15 protein-coding genes and 6 tRNA genes are annotated in these 19004 nt (G+C 52.1%); 8 read left to right on the forward strand and 13 right to left on the reverse strand.

Features of this window, described 5'->3' with window-relative positions:
• Together HMPREF3192_RS07000 and HMPREF3192_RS03860 are read left to right on the forward strand one after the other, a co-directional pair.
• Positions 1-291: hypothetical protein (locus HMPREF3192_RS07000; RefSeq protein ID WP_231723356.1), on the forward strand; the 291-nt coding region annotated here is incomplete at its 5' end.
• 485 nt (positions 292-776) lie between these two features.
• Positions 777-1781 (forward strand): phosphatase PAP2 family protein, encoded by a 1005-nt coding sequence (locus HMPREF3192_RS03860; protein ID WP_066305575.1) that lies wholly within the window; start codon positions 777-779, stop codon positions 1779-1781.
• A gap of 118 nt (positions 1782-1899) precedes the next feature.
• Here the strand turns inward: HMPREF3192_RS03860 and HMPREF3192_RS03865 are convergent, their stop codons facing one another.
• The 6 genes from HMPREF3192_RS03865 to gdhA all read right to left on the reverse strand — a co-directional run bounded on the left by HMPREF3192_RS03865 (position 1900) and on the right by gdhA (position 8205).
• Positions 1900-2721, reverse strand: a complete 822-nt coding sequence (locus HMPREF3192_RS03865) for a hypothetical protein (RefSeq protein ID WP_156422855.1) — start codon at positions 2719-2721, stop codon at positions 1900-1902.
• Between the two features lie 243 nt (positions 2722-2964).
• On the reverse strand, positions 2965-4272 hold the full coding sequence (gene clpX, locus HMPREF3192_RS03870) for an ATP-dependent Clp protease ATP-binding subunit ClpX (RefSeq protein WP_066305580.1): 1308 nt from the start codon (positions 4270-4272) through the stop codon (positions 2965-2967).
• Positions 4272-4976 (reverse strand): ATP-dependent Clp protease proteolytic subunit, encoded by a 705-nt coding sequence (locus HMPREF3192_RS03875; RefSeq protein WP_082715634.1) that lies wholly within the window; start codon positions 4974-4976, stop codon positions 4272-4274. Before HMPREF3192_RS03875 ends, clpX begins: the two co-directional genes overlap by 1 nt.
• Complete coding sequence (gene tig / locus HMPREF3192_RS03880; RefSeq protein WP_066305582.1) at positions 4969-6519, reverse strand: trigger factor; 1551 nt, start codon at positions 6517-6519, stop codon at positions 4969-4971. The genes HMPREF3192_RS03875 and tig overlap by 8 nt, the downstream gene beginning before the upstream one ends.
• Positions 6520-6610: 91 nt before the next feature.
• Positions 6611-6696, reverse strand: a tRNA-Leu gene (locus tag HMPREF3192_RS03885).
• Positions 6697-6873: 177 nt separating this feature from the next.
• Positions 6874-8205, reverse strand: coding sequence for an NADP-specific glutamate dehydrogenase (gdhA, locus tag HMPREF3192_RS03890; protein ID WP_066305583.1), 1332 nt, complete (start codon positions 8203-8205; stop codon positions 6874-6876).
• A gap of 194 nt (positions 8206-8399) precedes the next feature.
• On the opposite strand from gdhA, the gene HMPREF3192_RS03895 reads away from it, so the two are divergent.
• From HMPREF3192_RS03895 to HMPREF3192_RS03910, 4 genes are all read left to right on the forward strand, one after another.
• A complete protein-coding gene (locus HMPREF3192_RS03895; RefSeq protein WP_066305585.1) occupies positions 8400-8765 on the forward strand; it encodes a hypothetical protein in 366 nt (121 codons plus the stop codon).
• A gap of 112 nt (positions 8766-8877) precedes the next feature.
• Positions 8878-8954, forward strand: a tRNA-Pro gene (locus HMPREF3192_RS03900).
• 67 nt (positions 8955-9021) lie between these two features.
• Positions 9022-9097: transfer RNA gene (locus HMPREF3192_RS03905), tRNA-Gly, on the forward strand.
• 73 nt (positions 9098-9170) lie between these two features.
• Positions 9171-10619, forward strand: a complete 1449-nt coding sequence (locus tag HMPREF3192_RS03910) for a CapA family protein (RefSeq protein ID WP_066305588.1) — start codon at positions 9171-9173, stop codon at positions 10617-10619.
• A 128-nt stretch (positions 10620-10747) separates the two neighbouring features.
• Here HMPREF3192_RS03910 and HMPREF3192_RS03915 read toward each other — a convergent pair whose 3' ends face one another.
• The gene (locus HMPREF3192_RS03915; RefSeq protein ID WP_066305590.1) at positions 10748-12844 is read right to left on the reverse strand and encodes a glucose PTS transporter subunit IIA; all 2097 of its coding nucleotides are present in this window, start codon (positions 12842-12844) and stop codon (positions 10748-10750) included.
• Positions 12845-12964: 120 nt separating this feature from the next.
• On the opposite strand from HMPREF3192_RS03915, the gene HMPREF3192_RS03920 reads away from it, so the two are divergent.
• On the forward strand, positions 12965-13903 hold the full coding sequence (locus HMPREF3192_RS03920) for a diacylglycerol/lipid kinase family protein (RefSeq protein ID WP_066305594.1): 939 nt from the start codon (positions 12965-12967) through the stop codon (positions 13901-13903).
• Positions 13904-14046: 143 nt separating this feature from the next.
• Here the strand turns inward: HMPREF3192_RS03920 and ptsP are convergent, their stop codons facing one another.
• Genes ptsP through HMPREF3192_RS03935 form a run of 3 tightly spaced genes read right to left on the reverse strand, consistent with a single transcriptional unit; the run spans position 14047 to position 17045 of the window.
• Positions 14047-15750, reverse strand: a complete 1704-nt coding sequence (gene ptsP / locus HMPREF3192_RS03925; protein ID WP_066305596.1) for a phosphoenolpyruvate--protein phosphotransferase — start codon at positions 15748-15750, stop codon at positions 14047-14049.
• Positions 15751-15771: 21 nt separating this feature from the next.
• Positions 15772-16029 (reverse strand): HPr family phosphocarrier protein, encoded by a 258-nt coding sequence (locus HMPREF3192_RS03930; RefSeq protein ID WP_066305598.1) that lies wholly within the window; start codon positions 16027-16029, stop codon positions 15772-15774.
• 20 nt (positions 16030-16049) lie between these two features.
• Entirely contained in the window at positions 16050-17045 is a 996-nt protein-coding gene (locus HMPREF3192_RS03935; protein ID WP_066305654.1) for a 1-phosphofructokinase family hexose kinase, read from the reverse strand.
• 214 nt (positions 17046-17259) lie between these two features.
• Between HMPREF3192_RS03935 and HMPREF3192_RS03940 the strand changes: the two genes are divergently transcribed.
• Positions 17260-17335: transfer RNA gene (locus HMPREF3192_RS03940), tRNA-Arg, on the forward strand.
• A 44-nt stretch (positions 17336-17379) separates the two neighbouring features.
• Here HMPREF3192_RS03940 and HMPREF3192_RS03945 read toward each other — a convergent pair.
• The 3 genes from HMPREF3192_RS03945 to HMPREF3192_RS03955 all read right to left on the reverse strand — a co-directional run bounded on the left by HMPREF3192_RS03945 (position 17380) and on the right by HMPREF3192_RS03955 (position 18708).
• Positions 17380-18330: a type I phosphomannose isomerase catalytic subunit gene (locus HMPREF3192_RS03945; RefSeq protein ID WP_066305599.1), complete on the reverse strand. Its 951-nt coding sequence runs from the start codon at positions 18328-18330 to the stop codon at positions 17380-17382.
• A gap of 197 nt (positions 18331-18527) precedes the next feature.
• Positions 18528-18603 (reverse strand) — tRNA-Lys (locus HMPREF3192_RS03950).
• A 29-nt stretch (positions 18604-18632) separates the two neighbouring features.
• Positions 18633-18708, reverse strand: a tRNA-His gene (locus HMPREF3192_RS03955).
• Positions 18709-19004 lie beyond the last annotated feature (296 nt).

The following is a 19004-nucleotide window of genomic DNA, read 5'->3' on the forward strand; positions in this document are numbered from 1 at the left end:
TTGGTCGCCAACAATCTCACTGACGACCATTTTTTATCCCCAGAAAGCCTTCCCTTGCATAAACTCACCTTTAGCTTTGTGTATAAAGAACGCCCACGCACATGGCCTTCCCCCAGCGATGATGACGACACAGCTGAAAAAGACTCAGAGCCTGATGGTCTTAGCGTAGACACAACCACGCTCACACCTAAACCCCAACGGGTGCGGTTACCCCCAAGGCTAAAAAGAAAGCTCCTCTATATGTTGATGGTAATGATATGGACTATCTTTTTGATAACACCTTTAAATTAATTTCTCATGGAAACAGAGAAGTTCTGTCAATGGATTTGAACAAAATTGATGTAGAGGCTGTAAAAAAAGATATTTATAAGACAGTACAACCTGTCATAGACGCTCAGCCAATGCCTTCTGTCAATCTTCAGTGCTGTATTATCGACTGAATAGAGATAAGTTCAATTGACCTCAAATCGTATTTTTGACACTTTCTATAAGCAGGGAAACCTAGTTATGCGGCATAGGTATCATTTTTTAGCAGGGTTAATCTTGAGTTACATGCGGCACCAAACATACCTTGTATTGTAGGTTAAGCAACACGATAGATTAAGCAGCACGCACGATTCAGACCTGTACTGCGATAACGTATAATGTACTCATAGGTTTACTCGCACTGCAATCTGCGTACTCACAGCCGCACACCCGAGTATCTGCATCCGTGCTCACACACGACTCGAGGTCAAGTTGAACATCGCGCATCGCGCGCTTACCAGAAAGTTTCTATGGATATCACCTATCTTTTATGGCTGCAAGATATACGTCTGCAATTCGAGGGTCTTCTCGACCCCCTGTTTAATGTTGTCAGTAGCATTCTTGTAGCACCAGCTGCACTTGTACTTTGCTGTCTGCTCTATTGGTGTGTCGATAAGCGCGCAGCGTGGTTTTCGGTTACCAGCTTTGCCATTGGCACCAACCTCAATCAGACCATCAAGGATACCTTTTGCGTGGCGCGGCCGTGGATTCGTTCACTCGAGATACATCCTTCCAAGGCGGCGATCGGCGGTGCAACAAGCTATTCGTTTCCCAGCGGCCACACGCAAACGGCAACGAGTGTGTTTGGGTCTGCGAGCTGGTACTTTAAGGATGCTGCGCGCTGGTTGGTTCCCGCGGCGCTGACGCTTATAGGTTTGATTGGCTTTTCCCGCAATATTCTTGGTGTGCATATGCCGCAAGACGTCCTTGCTGGTTTTTGCGTGGGTGTGGTTTCGATATGGCTTGGCGACAAGGCCTTGCGTTGGATGGAGTCTGCCACAACACCCGCTTGGCAGGTCGCACTCACGTTTTGTGGCGTCGCGGCGATGCTTCTTGTTTATACCCTCGCAAAGCCATACCCGCGCGAGGGTCTCGCATCCATGGTGAACGTGATGGCGATGCAAAAAGATGCTTTTACGAGCGTGGGACTCTTGGCAGGTCTTGGTGTTAGTTGGTGGGCCGAGAAGGCCTTCGTAAACTTCCAAATCGATCGTAGCAACACAAAAGAATGCGTCCTGCGCGTTATCTGCGGTTTTGGCATGATTGCGTTTGTTTGGTTTTGCCTGTTAATGCCTCTTAAGCTGCTGTTCGATGGAGGGTTTATCTACAAATTTGCCGTGGGCTTTCTGTTGAGTTTCACTGGCCTTGTGGTGGGACCCGCACTGAGTAAAAAACTTTATCCACTCATAAGTGGTGCTCGCGATGGTGCAGGCGAAGATGCTGGCACTGACGACGTGAACGCTGCTCGCCGTTAAGACTAACGATGCATACTTCTTATCGTTAGCACTTCTTGACGATGCATACTTCTTAACTTGGCGCTCCTCAACGGGAGCTCCTCTCAACGGGAGTACTTCTCGTCCGTCTGACTCTAGGCTAGCGCCTAACGGTAACCCAGCTCAAGCCCCTATCATTTGATCGATACTCGTGCACATTCTTATTGATGTCGACAAATCGCAGGTGAATAGTACCACCTTTATCGAGAAACCCAGATGCGTGAGGGCTAGTCTCGGGTACCTCAGAAATAAACGTCAGACTCGCGCTGCTTTTCTTCGCAAAAAACCAGCGTCGGCGACCCATGGCAGCATCAACAACGACAAGGTGATACGCTGAATTTTTGAGTGACACGACCTCAGGAGATTCACAAGCATCTAAAATTTTTTGACCTGCTTGTTGGCTTAAGGGCTGCGAGGAGGTCGATGACAGCTGTGCTGCTTGTGGCTTTGTACCAGACGCACTGGTATTCTCGCTGGGGTCAGCGGTGCCACTGGGCTTATCCATAGCGTCGGGCTTCTCGGCAGGCTTATCGGGCTTCTCGTCCGTCGAGCGGCTGGATGGACCATCAAACAACGACTCCATAATGGTGCGAGCTTGAGCTTCGTCAAAATGCTCACAATCAATGAAGCGATTGGGGCAGTAGCGCCCAATTTCCTTGGTGGTCAAAAGACTTGTTTGCTCGTCAATGATGTACGCAGGGGCAAGCCAGCTGACATCGTCGTAATAGTAGGTTTTTCCCTTGTAGCTAAAATGATCATTCGAGCGAAAATTAAACACGAAAAGGAGCAGCGCATACAAACACATCAGCAGCAAACCAAGTCCCAAAAAGAGAAGCAACAAGAATCGCAAACATGCGTTAACCCACGGCTTCACACGCTGACTGAGCCAAGCATTATGACGCAGGTTTGCAACTGCTCGCATACTTACGACCACTGCTATAAACAGGCATACAAACCCAACAACAAGCACCGTATTGTGAAGCCAGGGAATAAGCACTCGCTTTAAGCCCACATACCAAAGAGCGGCCCCCGTACAAAACCATACGGGAATCGCTCGTACACTCTTTGTTTTTTGTAATACTGTCCGTAGTTGCATTGCAAACCATCTGACGCTATGCAAAGCTTCTTACTATCACGCGCGAGTGCGCACAGCGAACATTGCTCGCTATTTGCTGCGCTTTTTCTTTTTTGAGCTCACAAAACGAGGTTGCTCGTCGGTCTCGACCGACTCAGGCGTCACGATGACCTTCTCGACCGTTAAGTCGTCAGGAATTGTAAACATGGTGTCTTGCAGCGTTGCCTCGCAAATCGCACGTAGGCCGCGGGCACCCGTCTTTCGCTTGAGCGCCATACGGGCAATAGCACGCAAGGCTTCTGGCTCAAACTCCAGCTCAACGCCCTCGAGCTTAAACATACGACGATACTGCTTGGTGATAGCATTTTTTGGCTGCGTCAAAATCTCGACCAGATCGTCTTCGCTCAGCTCGCGTGTTGACGTGATCACTGGAATACGGCCCACAAACTCGGGAATCATGCCGAACTTGTGCAAGTCCATCGGCGTTACTTCGCTCATGAGCTCGTCGGAAGAATCCTCGACCTTCTTGCCCAACTGCGCATTAAAACCAATGCCCTTTTTGCCAATGCGGTCGGCCACGATCTTATCGAGCCCCACAAAAGCACCACCGCAAATAAACAGGATATTGGTGGTATCGATGTGGATAAGTTCTTGCTGCGGATGCTTGCGCCCACCCTGGGGAGGAACGCTTGCTTGCGTGCCCTCAAGAATCTTGAGGAGCGCCTGCTGCACGCCTTCGCCCGAAACGTCGCGCGTGATCGAAAGGTTTTCGGCCTTACGCGCGATCTTATCGATTTCGTCGATGTAGATAATACCGACCTGTGCACGCTCGACATTGCCATCGGCAGCGGTAATAAGCTTGAGCAGGATATTCTCGACATCCTCGCCGACGTAGCCAGCCTCGGTAAGCGTGGTGGCGTCAGCAATCGCAAAAGGCACCTCAAGAAAACGCGCCAGCGTTTGCGCGAGCAAGGTCTTACCCGTACCCGTGGGACCCAAAAGCAAAATGTTACTTTTGGCGAGCTCGACCTGCTCCTCGTCATCGTCGACGGGCTCGTTATTACCTAGGATGACGCGGCGATAATGGTTGTACACGGCCACGCTCATGGCACGCTTGGCGTCCTCCTGGCCCATCACGTACTGCGAAAGTTCATCGTAAAACTCGCGCGGAGTGGGCAGGTTTTTGATAAGAACGCCGTCGCCCTCGTTGGCCTCGCCTTGTTCGTCAAAGTCAAAGGCTTGCGCGGCGCCGATAATATCGCTGCAGGCAGCAATGCATTCATCACAGATAAACACACCGTTTGCGCCCTGAATGAGCTTACTTACCTGATCACGCGTTTTGCCACAAAAGGAGCAACAAATGGGGTCGTTTGGCATTCGGTCGTCATACTTCGACATTAACGCTCCTTGGACTCCGTGCTCGTAGCGACATCTGTGTCTGTGAGCGCGCTGCCGGCGCTGGATGCGCCCGTAATTGCGCCGCTCGTTGCAGCAGTACTGTCTTTACGCGAGGTAATGACTTCGTCGACCAGACCATAGGCAAAAGCCTCACGAGCGCGCATGTACTTATCGCGCTCGGTGTCAGCGTTGATCTTTTCGACTGGCTGACCCGTAAAGTCGGCGAGCAGTTCGTTGAGGTGCTCGCGGATGTACTTGGTCTCGTCAGCAGCAATTTGGATCTCTGTTTGCTGACCATGTGCGCCCGAGCTCGGCTGATGAATGAGGACCATCGAGTTGGGCAACGCGAAGCGCTTACCCTTGGTGCCCGCAGCGAGAAGCACGGCGCCCATGGAGGCTGCCATGCCCACGCAAATGGTCGAAACGTCGGGCTTGATAAAGTTCATCGTATCCAAAATGCCGAGGCCTGCGTACACATCGCCACCAGGTGAGTTGATGTACAGAGCAATGTCCTTATCGGGATCCTGGCTTTCGAGGTGAAGGAGCTGCGCGATGACCAAGTTAGCGGAATCACGCGTCACTTCTTCGCCGAGAAACACAATGCGGTCGTTTAAAAGACGAGAGTAGATGTCATAGCTACGCTCACCGCGCGGTGTTTGCTCGACGACATATGGGATCAGTGGAATATTGCTTGGATTAATCATCCTTTTCGTCTTTCTTTACCTTGGTATCTTCAGACTTGACATCGCTGGTGGCTGCCTTCTTTTTGGTGGCAGGCTTCTTAGCAGCCTTTTTCTTGCTTTCGGCTTTGTCGGCTTTGTCGGCTTTGACATCGGCCTTGGTGGTCTTTGTGTCAGCCTCGTCGGCGTTGGCGTCATTACGAGCAGCGCGACGCTCGGCAACCTCGTCTACCTCGGTGACCTTGGCGTTTTCTACCAACCAGTCAAGAGCCTTGTGGCGCTTAATGGCCGAACGCACTGCTGGAAGCTGACCACTTTTGCGCCAATCCTCGATGAGTTCATCGGGATCGCCGCTTTGCGCCTTGGCAAACTCATCGCGAATGTCCTGCTCAGTGGCCTCAAAGCCCTGCTTTGCAGCAATGGCCTCGAGCGTCAGGCTCTGACGAGCATTCTGATCAGCCTGCTCGTGCAGGTCGGCGATAAATGCCTGTGGGCTGATGCCCTGTGCCTGCAGCCACGAATCAAGGGTGGCACCTTGCGCCTGTAGCTGTGCCAAGAAGTTTTGCGTGATTTCGTTAAAGACCTGGTTGGCATAGTCGGCAGGAACCTCGTCCAGCTTGAGGTGCTCGGTCATAGCCTCAAGCACGCGATTCTCTTTGAGGGTAGGCAGTCTGTGCTCTTTGTCGGAAGCAATCTCGGACTTAAGCGCGTCACGGAGCTCAGCGACCGTCTTGAAGCCGAAGCCCTTCTCGGCAAGTTCATCGGTGAGCTCGGGAACAACCGACTTTTTAATGGCATTCAAGGTTACCTTGACAGCAAACTTGTGGTCGTGAGCTGAGGTCTTGTCGGTCTTCTCGGCGTCGGAGTCGTCGGCTGCATCAGTCTTCTCGGCAGCATCATGCGTCTCTGACCAGGTAATCTCTTTGGTCTCGCCCTTCTTCATGCCAATAAGACCCTCGTTAAAGCCTTCAGGAAGGCCCTTGTCATTCAGAGCGAGCATGCGGTTGGTGCCTGCAAAGCGCTCGGCATTCTCGACATTCTCGATATCAATGTTGATAATATCGTCGGCTTGGGCGCCACGATCCTCATCGATGTCCTCATAGGAGGTGCGGTACGACAAAAGGAGATCGATTTGCTCGTAAATCTCGGCATCGGTGACCTCTTGCGGAGGCATGTTGATGCTCGGAGCGTCGTAGGAATCGAGCTCAACCTCAGGACGAACAGGAATGGTTACCTCAATGGTGTAGTCGGAACCCTCCACCACAATGACGGGCTCATCGCCGTAATTAGGCTCACCAACAGGGGTGATGTTAAGCTCCTCGAGCATGAGCGGCTCAGCCTGCTTCAAAAGCTCATTGGTTGCCTGAGATAGAACGCCTTCTTTTCCTACAATACCGTCAATAACGGGGCGAGGGGTTTTACCTTTACGGAAACCTTGGAAATTGTAGCGATTCGCAATGTCTTTGTACGCTGCAGCAATGACCTTATTAACATCTGCAGCAGCTACGACAAGCGTAGCGACAACCTTGTTGTCCTGGGGCTTTCCAGCAGTGACAGTAATCTTCAACGTTCCTCCAGTGTCTTGAACCTTCTGCGGCTATGTCTAGCTCACGTCGCATATGTATATGTACGTTGTGTACGTTGCACCTGTTGTACATTGGTGCGGGCGAAAGGACTCGAACCTTCACGGGGTTTGCCCACTAGAACCTAAATCTAGCGTGTCTACCAATTCCACCACGCCCGCAGAGAAAAACATACAACTTTGACATAATACCAGACAAACATGGTGTACCCACTCGTTTTGCGGTCAAAACATCTGAATAATCGGTATCTAATTTTTTTCTACACAATACCTTGCGCTGCCGACACACGGGGGCTTGGGTACGCCTACGCGACATCAGGTGCGTGCTTACCACAGAACTTACACGACACCTTGCGCCATCATCGCTTGGGCAAGCTTATTGAAGGCCGCAATATTAGCACCGAACACCAAATCGTCTGGACGACCATAGTGTAACGCAGCGGTGGACGCAGCCTGATAAATTGACGACATAATCTGTTGCAAGCGCAGCTCAACCTCATCAAACGTCCACACCTCATGCGCAGCGTTTTGGCTCATTTCCAAACCCGAGACAGCAACACCGCCAGCATTGGCAGCCTTACCAGGAGCAAAGAATACGCCATGCTGCTGCAGGTAGCTCGTGGCCTCAAGGGTGGTCGGCATATTGGCGCCCTCAACGACATACGCGCAGCCATGCGCCACAAGCTTCTGTGCATCTGCAAGTTCAAGTTCATTTTGCGTAGCACAAGGCATGGCAATATTGCAGTCCTCGTTCCATGGACGCTCACCAGAGTGATAGGTCGCCGAGGGGCGTTGTGCTTCGTATGCCGTCAGACGCTCACGGCGCCGCTCTTTGATCTCTTTGAGAAGATCAATGTCGATGCCCTCGGGATCATAGATGTAACCCGACGAATCGGAAACGGTGACCACAATACCACCCAATTGCTGGGCTTTTTCGGTGGCGTACAACGCAACATTGCCAGCTCCCGAAATGCAGATGCGTTTGCCCTCAATGCTGTCATTTTTTGCAGCAAGCATGTGCGTCAAGAAATATACAGCACCATAGCCTGTGGCCTCAGTACGTGCAAGCGAGCCACCATAGCTTAAGCCCTTGCCCGTTAACACTCCCGACCACTCATTACGCAGGCGTTTATATTGCCCAAACAAGTAGCCAATCTCTCGAGCACCCGTACCAATATCGCCCGCAGGAACGTCGGTGTTGGGACCAATGTGTCGATATAGCTCAGTCATAAAGCTTTGACAAAAGGCCATGACCTCACGATCGGACTTATGTTTGGGATCAAAATCTGATCCACCTTTACCGCCGCCCATGGGAAGCGTAGTGAGGCTGTTTTTAAAAATTTGCTCAAAGCCTAAAAACTTAAGGATGGAAAGATTGACGCTGGGGTGCAGGCGAAGCCCTCCCTTATAGGGGCCAAGTGCTGAATTAAACTCAACGCGGTATCCCCTATTGACCTGCACCTTGCCCTTATCATCAACCCAAGGAACACGAAAGATCACAATGCGCTCGGGCTCAACGAGGCGCTCGAGCAGCGATGCCTGTTCATAATCGGGATGCGCATCTAACACGGGTTGTAAACTCGTGAGCACTTCTGATGCGGCTTGAATAAATTCGGGCTGCGTGGCGTAACGATCTTTAAGATCAGCTATAACTTTTTGTGAATATTGCATACGCTTCCAATCATGGGTACGACGAGGACTTTGCCCAGCGAAGAGCCTCGTTCGACAAAGGCTTGTGCGACAAAGGCTTTGCACAAACGAAGACTTAAAAGGTCTTTGTACAAAAGCATAGCGATTTCTTAGCAAAATAGCCTGCCAGTTTTGTGTTTGTAACACATTTTAAACCAGTGGGGCAAAACAGCTGTGTGACCAGCAGTGCAGCCAGCGGCGCAACAAGCGCTGCAGCTCACGCCGCCGTCAATGCGCAGGTGCCCGATGGTGAAGATCCCGCGTGGCTCAAGGATATTGACTTCAGCATCTTGCGCAAGCTAACGCAAAGCGATGCGGATAAAAACGTCTCAGATAAAAACTCCTCAGACAAAGGCACCGCGAGTATGTCGTTTTATGTCTGCGGAGGGACCAACGAATTATTGCACGACTATTTAGCGAAGGCAGGCATACAGGCAACCGTCGAAGCTTCTGCCGAGAAGATCTTGGCAAAATCTGGAATTAAAACACTTGAGGTCGTTGCAAACTACACAGCATTTCTCGCGATATTAAAAATATTTTAGACGCATCGCAGACGCATCATAAGCATGTCGTAGACGTGTGTGCACAGGGCGTGGCAAGCATTGCTCAAGACTTGCAATGTTGTGAAAGCTTGCTATACTAACCTAAGCTAATCGGGGTGTGGCGCAGCTTGGTAGCGCATCTGCTTTGGGAGCAGAGGGTCGCTGGTTCGAATCCAGTCACCCCGACCATGCTTGTAGTATGTTTTTTGCAACATGCTTGTAGCGTGTCTACAACAAGTATCGTAGCAACCCAGTTGCGGCAGTAGTTCAACTGGTAGAGCATCAGCCTTCCAAGCTGACTGTTGCGGGTTCGAGCCCCGTCTGCCGCTCCATTTTTTTGTCTAGCGATTTTCTGTACCTCGTTTTCTTCACCTCGTTTGGCGGTATCGCTCAAAGGAATTCGTTATGGTAACTCCTCGTCAAAATCCGCATCGCCTTTCCCCCACGCATGACGAAGGCCTGTCCGCTGAGCAAACTCAGCAACCCCAAGCCAAACAGCTCAAGCCGCTTCCGAAATTCCACCACCCACCACAGCAGACTCAGCAGCACCAGCAACCTCAACAGCTCCAACAACTAAAACACTCCCAGCAGTTCCTCCAGCAGCCCAAGCGCCCTCGTCGACGCTCCAAATGGCCGCGCTTCGTGCTCCTCTTTTTGACAAGCGCAACCTGCCTTTTATTTGCCTTCGTTCTGTGGAGCATCTTCGCAAGACCTCACAACAACACAGCATCTTCTCAAAAATCAACGCAACCCATACCGCAGGGCGTCCTCCAACAAGAAGCCCCCGCGCCGCCACAGGATCAAACAACACGAGTCACGCTCGGTGCAGTCGGCGATATTATGTGCCACCTCGGACAAGCACACGCTGCCTACAGTGCACAGAGCAGATCGTACAATTTTGATGGAAGCTTTACCGATGTTGCCGCGGCGCTACAAGGCTACGACCTAGCGCTTGGCAACTTCGAAACCGTGACCAAAAAGAATACAGGCCTTTCGGGTTTTCCTGCCTTTAACAGCCCCATCGAACTTCTCGATGCGGTCAAAAAAGCGGGCTTCGATGTCTTGTCGACCAGCAATAATCACAGCTTTGACCAGGGCGAAGGCGGTGTGTACGACACCTTGGATGCCATCGTCGAGCGCGGCATGCACGCAGTCGGCACGCACAAAGCGCAACAGCGCCCCAATCCCCTTATTGTCGAGAAGAACAACATTAAGATCGGCATTTTGGCCTACACCTATGGCATTAACCAAGGAGCCAATGTAACGGCGCAGGGCATCATCGACCATCTGAACAAAGAGACCATCCAAAAGGACACCGCCTGGCTCAAGGAACAAAAGGTGGACTTCATCATTTCGTACGTTCATTGGGGCACCGAGTACGACGTAAAGGCCAACGAGTACCAAAAGACCTGGGCCAAAGTGCTGGCCGATAATGGCGTCGGCTTGATTCTTGGATCGCATCCGCACGTCATTCAAGACACCGAGGTTATAACTGGCGCGGGCGGCAACAAAACCCACGTCGTCTACTCGATGGGCAATTTCATAAGCAATCAAAGGCTCGAAACTGTGCATAACGAGAATACCGAGCACGGAATGATATTCGAAGCAACGCTCGAGAAACGCGGCGGGCAGACACAGATTTCCAACGCCAACGTGCGTCCATGCTGGGTCTATCGCAAATCGCTGCAGCAAAAACTTCACTTTGCTGTGATTGACCTGCATGGTGGTGATATTGCGAGCATCAAACAACGCCTGGTCGAGAAGGGCGGGCTACCCGTCTCTGATGATGACGTTGCCAGGATGGACAGAGCCTACAAGACGACCAAGGATCGCACGGAGTTTCCTAAAGCATAAAAATCTAGAGCGTAAGACCCTGGAGCACCCTCGAGGCTGGTCCAACGAAAAAGGGTCTCTAGGACGCAAGACCCTGGGACGCAACTCAAAGCGTCAAACTATTTTGAGGCACAGCTCAAAGCATCAAGCTATTTTGTTATCTCAATCACGGGCGTATTGACATCAGCCGTCATGCCGACCAAGGGTTTTACCTGCGCAAAGTCATCCGTATTGGTAATGACAACGAATGTCGTTGTTTCGAAGCCAGCCTCGCGAACTACGTCGAGATCAACCTGCGCCAGAGGATCTCCCGCTTGAACCTGTTGCCCGACAGCAACCTGCGGCGTAAATCCCCTACCCTCAAGTTCGACCGTATCAATACCAATGTGTACCAAAACTTCAACACCATCAGCAGACGTAATACCATAGGCGTGACCATTTTTTTGCACCACGTTTACCGTTCCAGTCACAGGACTTACAAAGACGGATGCTTCGGGGATAATACCAACGCCCTCGCCCAACATACCCGAGGCAAAGACTTTTTCGCTTGTCTCAGCAAGGCTGATAACCTTACCAGTCACCGTGCTTAAAACGGTGAATGGAGCGGTGGAGGTGGGTTCAGCTTCGACGGCATCAGCAGCAGCTTCGGCGGGTTTCTCGTCAGATGCATCTTTCTCGTGATAACCCGACACAGCAACCAAAATCATCGAGGTAAAGAATGCCGCAGCCACCGAAATGGCATAGGCGCCCATGGGGGTAAACGACGGAATCGTTAGCAGCGAGGTAAAGGTAAACGCCGAGGTAAATACACCTGAAGTGGGAAGGCCAAGCACACCAATGGTAATGCCGCCAACCAAGCAGCCCGCGAGCATGCGCGGATACACACGCTTGTAGCGCAGGTGAATGCCATACAACGAAGGCTCAGAAATGCCGCCGATAAGACCAGCCGCAAGCGCACCCGTCGCCGTTTGGCGCATCACGTTATCGTGCTCGAGCATGGCACAAACCAGCACGCCAGCCGTCGCACCAAAACAGGCAAAATTCCAGGTACCCATGGAGCCTTGGATGAAGTCGTATCCCATGGTATTGATGTTGACAAGCATGAGCGCATTGAGCGGCCAGTGCAGGCCCAGCGGCACCAAAAAAGGATACATAAGTGGGATGAGCACGGCAAAGGCAAAAGGCGCTTTTTCGTTAATCCAACCGAAGGTCGTGCCAATCGTGTTGCCCAGCCATATCGAGAACGGCCCGATAAGGAAGGCGGTTACGGGGATCATGATGAGCATTGAGAAGAACGGCACGAATACCATCTGGAAGTTTGCGGGAAAGACTTTTTTAATCTGGTGATACACCAGTGCCAGCAGCGGCACCATGAGCAGCGGCGCAAAGACTTGTCCGCCATAATCATTGAGCTGCATGGGCAGACCAAAAATATTAGCCACCGCAACGGTCGTGCCAAGAGCTGGATCTTTGACTAGGGTGCTGTCGAAATTGGCCGCAAGCCCCGTAAAACTTGGCATCATGAGCGTGGCCATAATGGCGCCGCCAAGCCAGGGATCGACATCGAGTTTTTTAGAAGCGTTGTAAGCAACCATGATGGGCAAAAAGTATAGGATGGCATGCCACATCGCGTCGATAAAGGCCCAGCCACCTGCTTTTGCTCCAGCGCTATCGACAGAAGCGCCTAAACCAAATGCTCCCAGCAGCGAGGTCAGCGCAATGATGAGTGAAGCTCCCAATAATACACCCAGGATGGGGCGGAAAGAATCGGAGAGATACTCCAAAAAGCTGTCGAGAAAAGCGGGTTTGTCTGAAGTCTGCGCAGCGGTGGTTACGGTGTCGGCGACAGCCTGAGCGCTTACGTCGGTCGCGGCACCCGTAGCACTAGCATCAGACTCCGCGGCGGCGTTGCCATCTTGATACGCATCAGCATCCAGCGCCCCAGCCGTATGCGCGTTTTTCTCGATAAGCTTGTTAACCTGCGTGTAGACGGATTGCACCGCACCACCAACAATAATCTGATAGCGATTGCCACTTTGTGGCACCACACCCAACACCTCGGGCAGGGCCTCAATTGCAGATGCCTGAACGCGTGAGGCATCCTTTAGCTCAAAGCGCAAACGAGTCGCACAACAGGTAAAGCTTACGATATTATGCACACCGCCGATAGCATCAAGAATGGCTTGCGCGGAGGCGTTGCTGTTTGGTTTTGTTGTTACTGATTTTGCTGGGTGAGCTGTCCTCATGTAAACCCTTACTCGCGAAATTTTTTCTCGATTATTATATCGTCTTTTATAACCTGTCGTTGTGAGAGACACATAGTTTGATATCATTTTAGTAGGTCTTTATCCATAGGAGATTTGTGTATGGCACAAACGTATCTTGGGCAAACACTTGTTATTGCGAATCCAAGTTCTCATAGTGGCAAAGGGGCTGCGGCCGCAGACTTTGTGGAGCGCTTTTTGCACAGTTTTTCTCGGGCAACGCAGGGTTTTAGCGTATATCGCACCAAAACGATGGATGACGCACGACGAACCGCGCGCGAGGCGAGCGAATATCAGACGGTCATCGCCTTAGGCGGAGACGGCATTATTCACGAGGTGGTCAACGGGCTTATGGCTATCCCCGCGCACAAGCGTCCCGTACTCGGCATTATTCCTATGGGCACTGGCAACGATTATGCACGCACGCTGGCTATTGCGCGCAACGCTCCCGAGGCGGCGCTCGGACAGCTTATGCAAGGTCCCGTCAAAAACATCGACCTTGGCTGCGTCAATGGTGAATATTTTGCCGAAACGCTTTCGTTTGGCCTTGATGCGTTGGTGGCCGCCGACACAACTAAGCGCCGCGAGGCTGGCACTACTCAGCAGGGCACCTCGCTCTTTGTGAGTTCGGGCTTTAAGTTTTTTAGTAAACGGCCCCCTACCTGGAATTGCATAGCTCATATTGACGAAAAGACCGTCGAGCTCAAAACCGTTATCTTTGTCATGCAAATTGGTCCCACCTATGGTGCAGGATTTAAAATTTGCCCCGAGGCTCTTCCCCACGACGGCTACTTTGATCTTTGCTACAACACGAGCGTGCCAAACTTGCCGCACCTGCTGAGCTTATTTGGCCTTGCGCGTGTCGGCGCGCATACCAAATCACGTATTATACAGACCGAGCGCGCGCAGCATGTTCAACTTCATTTTGATGAAGACGTACCCGTACAAGCCGATGGCGAGCCTTTGAGTGGACGTGACTTTGACATCACGATACTCCCCTCTGGCTTGCGGGTCATTCCCGCGGCTTCTTGCAGCTGGTAGCTTAACGCATTGCGCTGGCAGGCTGCTTTCCCAAGCGGTAGACAAATTTGCGGCGCTCCCGTGCGGGGGCGCCGCAAATTACTAACAAGCGATAGCCTATGTGTGCAGTAAACTAGCAGATCGGTAAGCCAGCGAACCAGCGCTTAGCGCATGGCAGCCTGCAGCGCCTCGCGTACCTCAGCAGCGGTCTTCAAGCTCATGATCTTCTCGGTAAGTTCGTCTGCCTCAGTCTTGGTCCACATCGAAATAATGCGGCGCGTGCGCAAAATCGAAGGCGCCGAAACCGAGAACTCAGACAGACCAAAGGACAGAAGCACGGGAACCATCAGCGGATCGGCGGCAACCTCACCGCACATGCCAACCATAATGCCAGCGCGGCGACCCTCGGTGATGACACGCTTCAGCGAACGCAACACAGCCGGCTGATATACCTCGTACAGGTAACCCACGCGGTCATTGCCGCGGTCGGCGCACATGGTGTAACCAATGAGGTCGTTGGTACCGATCGAGAAGAAGTCGCACTCCTGCGCCAGGTCATCGGCAATAAGCGATGCGGCGGGAGTCTCGATCATGGTACCAACTTCGATATTCTCGTTAAATTGAATGCCCTCACGGCGCAGCTCGTCCTTGCACTGCTCTACCAATGCGCGTGCCTCGCGGACCTCGGTGATGCTCGTCACCAAAGGAAGCATGATCTTGACATCGCCAAAGGCAGAAGCACGAAGCAAAGCACGCAGCTGCACCTTATACTGGTCGGGGTTGTTCAAGCAATAACGAATCGCGCGGAAGCCCATGAAGGGGTTTTCTTCCTTTTGCATGTTCAAATACGGGATTTCCTTATCGCCACCCACATCGAGCGTACGGATGATGACAGGCATACCCTTCATGCGCAGAGCAACCTTTTGATAGGCGCTAAATTGTGAGTCCTCGGAAGGAAGCTCGGGGGCGTCCATAAACAAAAACTCTGAGCGGAACAAACCGATACCCTCAGTGTCGTGCTCGGCGGCAATGTTGGCGTCGTCGGGGTTACCAATGTTGGCAACAAGCATGACCTTTTCGCCATCGGCCGTGACCGTTGGCTTGCCGCGATAAGCTTCCAGCGCCTGCTTTTCTTCGGCATACTGCTTGGCCTTGGCCTCATAGGTGGCCAGCTCGTCGCCAGCGGGGTTGGCGATAACGTGGCCGTGTGCACCATCCACAATGACCTTATCGCCATTTTTAATATTCAGTGTCACGTCGGCGACCGACAACACGGCAGGAATCTCGAGGGCGCGGGCAATAATCGCAGAGTGCGAGGTACGGCCACCTGTCTCGGTCACAATACCAGCAACGTTGTTTTTATCGATATCGGCCGTCATCGAAGGAGTTAACTCGTGTACCACGATGATGGAATTCTCGGGCAGCGTGGACAGGTCCACAACTTCCTTGCCAAGCAAGTCGGCGAGAAGACCAGTCTTGACGTCAGCAACGTCGGCAGCGCGCTCGCGGAACAGCTCGTCTTCCATCTGCGAAAACATGGTGTAGTAGGTGTCGTAAGCATCGCAGACGGCCTGCTCGGCACACATGCCAGCACTAATAGAGCCGTTGACCATATCTTTAATGCCATCGTCCTCGGCAAACTCGATGTGTGCACCCATGATAGCGGCGGACTCCTCGCCCACCGTTTGCTTCATGCGCTCGATTTGCGCGCGCGTCTGCTCGACGAATTTTGTGATGGCTGCGGCGTAACGCGCTTTTTCGGCCTCGACATCGGCTGGTGCATGCGGCGTAAACGACAAATCGGGCTCGACAGCCACGCGCGCTACACCAATACCAATGCCATCGGATGCATTAACCCCTTTAAACATGTAAACCCTCCGTACTGATGATTAATTAAAGCTCTCGATAAGATGCAAGGCGTGTGCTAGGGCCTCATCTTCGCGATCGCCCGTGCAGATAATTTCTATTTCCATACCTTTGGTAATGCCGACGCCCATAAGACCAAGAGCGCTTTTTGCATCAATACGCTTACCTTGTGCAATGACCTCTACTGTGCAGGGGAACTGCGAAAGCCCGTTGGCAAAGGTGGTTGCAGGACCAATATGCAAACCATGTGAGTTCGAAAGCGTAACTGTTTGGGAAACCATAAAACTCCTTCATGCTCTGTTTAGTGTTTGTCGAGGGTATCGGCATAACGATCCGCTTTGCGCACGCGTTCGAGTGCAGCTTCTATCTCCTCTTTATGCTCTTCTAACACGGCACCTAATGAGGCATACAGTTTATCAATCGTTGCACGATTTGCAAGGTACTTTGACGAAGCTGTTGCAGAACCGCAACACGATGCAAAGTTCAATGCCGTTGCATAATCGGCACCCTCATCGATTTTGGCGATAAACCCGGCGACCATGGAGTCGCCCGCACCTGTCGCATTGACAAGCTTGCAGGGCGGAACCATCGTAATGTGCTCACGGCCATGCTCGTCCAACAAAGCCGAACCATATTTGCCGCAGGAAACAAGGACGTTAGCGGCGCCGCGATCGTGCAAAATCCGTGCAAAGGGAAGACATTCTTCGGGAGTCTCGGGCTTCTCGTCAAACAGACGACCTACCTCGTGGTTGTTCGGCTTAATCAAAAATGGCTTGGCGCCCAACGCACGCACAAGCAGGGTGCCTGGCGCGTCAACCACAAAACGAATGCCGCGACCAGCGAGATGATTCATAATCATGTCGTAAGTGGTATCGGGCAAACTCTTGGGGATGGAGCCCGTGAGTACGACGGTATCACCCTCGCGGATCATATCCATGCGCTGCAGCAATTCATCGAGCTTACGCTGCGGAATCGTGGGGCCCATGCCGTTAACGATGGACATAACAATGCCGTTGAGCTTGACGTTGATGCGCGTATCGCCCTTATCGAGGCGCACAAAATTGCACGAAATCCCCTGCGATTGCAGCGTGCGAATCAAATAGTCGCCAGTAAAGCCACCACAAATGCCCAGTGCCGTATTTGCTACGCCTAGTTCGTTGAGAATACCCGCAATGTTAATGCCGTTGCCGCCACAATAAATTTCTTCGTGAGAAGAGCGGTTGGTAAAACCCATATCGAGCGTGAGAGGATGCATTACGTAGTCAATTGCAGGATTAAGCGTAACTGTATAAATCAAAAGAATCTCCCCGTACGTTTTATTCAAAACCTTTCATAAGTATGACGCATTTTCGAAAAAATTTATAGTTCTAAAAATGTGATTTTGCATTTTGCGGGCGAGAAGATCGCTCGTAAAATCGAGAAAGACGCGGCACGAGGCATATGAAATTTGCAATCCAGTATGCAATACAGTATGCATAAGGAGTACCCGCGTGATAAAATAGCTTGCACGAGCGCCCGTAGCTCAACGGATAGAGCATCGGACTTCTAATCCGGCGGTTGAGGGTTCGAGTCCCCCCGGGCGCACCAGCATTTTTCACTTTTACTTGTCGCTGCGATCGCGCTTCCAGCTTTTACTTATCGCTACTTGGCGGATACGAGCAAATCAATTCCATATCCCCCGCGAGCACAAGCGTATTAGCCGTGGCGGGAACTATGCAATGCTGCCCCTTGTTCACGTCACAACCGTTGATAGATCCAGCACCCTCAATAACACTCACACATAAAAATGGCCCCGGACGATCCATCGTCAGCTCGCCAGATACACGCACACGGTCGACGGTATATACATCGCAGGCAACAAGGCGCGTTACGCCGCGCTTCTCGGCAGGAAGGGCGGGAGCCTCGGTGGGTGCGCCCATAGAAAAATCGATGCAATCGAGTGACTGCTTCATATGCAGCGTGCGCAGGGTTCCATCGGCCTGACGGCGATCATAATCGTAGACGCGATAGGTGATGTCCGAGGACTGCTGCGTTTCGAGCACCATAGTGCCCCCGCGAACGGCATGCACGCAGCCTGGGCTTATCTGGAAAAAGTCGCCAGCCTTCACAGGAATAATGTTGAGAAGTTCGTCCCATTTGCCCTGCTCAACCTTGTGCGCAAACTCCTCGGGCGACTGTGCGTGCTGCCCGATCAGAATGGTCGCACCTGGCTTGGCGTACAGCACATACCAGCACTCGGATTTGCCCAATGCACCATCTTCGTGCTTATAGGCGTAGTCGTTATCGGGGTGTACCTGGATTGATAGGTCGTCATCGGCCGCAAGAACTTTTACCAGCAGAGGGAACTGATCGCCCGCAACGTCACCAAAAAGCTCGCGATGTGCGCGGAACAACTCCGACAAATACAGGCCTTTGTAAGCTCCCGTTGCCACCTGGCAGTCTCCCGCAGGGTGCGCCGAGATGGCCCAACACTCGCCAATGGTGGTGTCGGGAAGCTCGTAGTCAAATTGCTCTTCGAGCATACGGCCGCCCCAAATTTTATGGTGAAACACAGGTTGCAAAAAGATCAGTTCGTCGGACATCTAAACCCCCTGCATGATGAGAAGTTCGTGGCATACACGCGCGATATACACGCACGGTACAAGCGTTGCTTTCTATAATAGCGCACGATCCCAACATAAGGCATGTTTCTTGCCTTTGAGTGCGCAGCGTTACAAAGACGCTATACAATCACAAGCTTTGATATTTGAAATGTGGGATTTAAGAGTAAGAGAAAAAATGGTGGGCCGTCAGGGGTTCGAACCCTGGACCTTGGGATTAAGAGTCCCCTGCTCTGCCAGCTGAGCTAACGGCCCGATATGTGTGATGCTACCAAATGCTGCGTTGGGGTGGGCGAAGGGTCTCGAACCCTCGACCTACGGAGCCACAGTCCGTCGCTCTGCCAACTGAGCTACGCCCACCATGTGCATCGCCACGGTGCGCGTTCTATTATTGCAAAAGTACGCGCTGATGCAAGCCCTCAAATCAAAGTTTTTTTCTAATCAGCGCTCTCATCACATATTGTGCAGATATCTCGTTTGCGTCCCATCGGTAACTTACTTGCACCTCGATGGGCACCACAGGGCACAGCGCACTTCCCTAGACAAACAGCTCCGCAATCTGCACGGCGTTGGTTACCGCACCTTTCTGATCTGGTCACCACAGCACCAAAACGTCAACGACCTGCTAGGATCTTCGATCAAAAAGGTCACGACGG

The sequence above is a fragment of the Atopobium deltae genome, from assembly GCF_001552785.1.
In the GTDB taxonomy this organism is placed as follows: domain Bacteria; phylum Actinomycetota; class Coriobacteriia; order Coriobacteriales; family Atopobiaceae; genus Atopobium; species Atopobium deltae.

What these genes read in the sequence shown, in the direction of transcription:
- HMPREF3192_RS03860 (WP_066305575.1), top strand. Translation starts at nt 777, where the DNA reads ATGGATATCACCTATCTTTTATGGCTGCAAGATATACGTCTGCAATTC.
- HMPREF3192_RS03865 (WP_156422855.1), bottom strand. Translation starts at nt 2,721, where the DNA reads ATGCGAGCAGTTGCAAACCTGCGTCATAATGCTTGGCTCAGTCAGCGT.
- clpX (WP_066305580.1), bottom strand. Translation starts at nt 4,272, where the DNA reads ATGTCGAAGTATGACGACCGAATGCCAAACGACCCCATTTGTTGCTCC.
- HMPREF3192_RS03875 (WP_082715634.1), bottom strand. Translation starts at nt 4,976, where the DNA reads ATGATTAATCCAAGCAATATTCCACTGATCCCATATGTCGTCGAGCAA.
- gdhA (WP_066305583.1), bottom strand. Translation starts at nt 8,205, where the DNA reads ATGCAATATTCACAAAAAGTTATAGCTGATCTTAAAGATCGTTACGCC.
- HMPREF3192_RS03910 (WP_066305588.1), top strand. Translation starts at nt 9,171, where the DNA reads ATGGTAACTCCTCGTCAAAATCCGCATCGCCTTTCCCCCACGCATGAC.
- HMPREF3192_RS03915 (WP_066305590.1), bottom strand. Translation starts at nt 12,844, where the DNA reads ATGAGGACAGCTCACCCAGCAAAATCAGTAACAACAAAACCAAACAGC.
- HMPREF3192_RS03920 (WP_066305594.1), top strand. Translation starts at nt 12,965, where the DNA reads ATGGCACAAACGTATCTTGGGCAAACACTTGTTATTGCGAATCCAAGT.
- ptsP (WP_066305596.1), bottom strand. Translation starts at nt 15,750, where the DNA reads ATGTTTAAAGGGGTTAATGCATCCGATGGCATTGGTATTGGTGTAGCG.
- HMPREF3192_RS03930 (WP_066305598.1), bottom strand. Translation starts at nt 16,029, where the DNA reads ATGGTTTCCCAAACAGTTACGCTTTCGAACTCACATGGTTTGCATATT.
- HMPREF3192_RS03945 (WP_066305599.1), bottom strand. Translation starts at nt 18,330, where the DNA reads ATGTCCGACGAACTGATCTTTTTGCAACCTGTGTTTCACCATAAAATT.